1 protein-coding gene is annotated in these 512 nt (G+C 58.0%); it reads right to left on the bottom strand.

Annotated features, from left to right (window positions below):
* The coding region (locus WMO26_RS13575) for a hypothetical protein (RefSeq protein WP_349221155.1) at positions 1-512 on the bottom strand (512 nt) is incomplete at both ends.

The following is a 512-nucleotide window of genomic DNA, read 5'->3' as shown; positions in this document are numbered from 1 at the left end:
GCGGTGCGCATGATCCACCCGGCTTCGCACCCGTCCGCCTGGGTGATGGAGTCGCCAAGCCCCAGGATGGTCTTGCCCTGCAGCTTGTTTGCAAAGGTGGGAGCAGGCGTCAAAAATGTGGGGGCAATCCTTTGCGCCTCCTGGTATTCCGGGATCGCGTTTTGCTTGTAGTTGCCCTCTGCCAAAAATACTTTGGGGAGATTGACGGCCGGCACCGATATGCGCAGGTAACAGCAATCCGCCGGCGTTTGGATTTGATAGGGCAGGTTTGAGCCCTGCGACCAGCCGTTGACAAACTCCTTCCCGGCGCCGTAAAAGCAATACGCCCGAATGGCGCTTAAAATACATGCCTGCCGGCTCTCGTCCCAATGGTATATGGTGTATACCTGGGACGGGGAAACCGGGATGTACCCGGATGATTTGTAGGTGTTGTAGCTGGGATTGCTCGCGCCGGTGTCGGTCAGGATACCGGTGTCCCAGCTGAGGTCAGGGGCCAGTACATTCATGCCGCA

The organism is Solibaculum intestinale (genome assembly GCF_040096205.1).
Lineage (GTDB): Bacteria > Bacillota > Clostridia > Oscillospirales > Acutalibacteraceae > Solibaculum_A > Solibaculum_A intestinale.
This window is presented reverse-complemented; position numbering and strand designations above follow the sequence as displayed.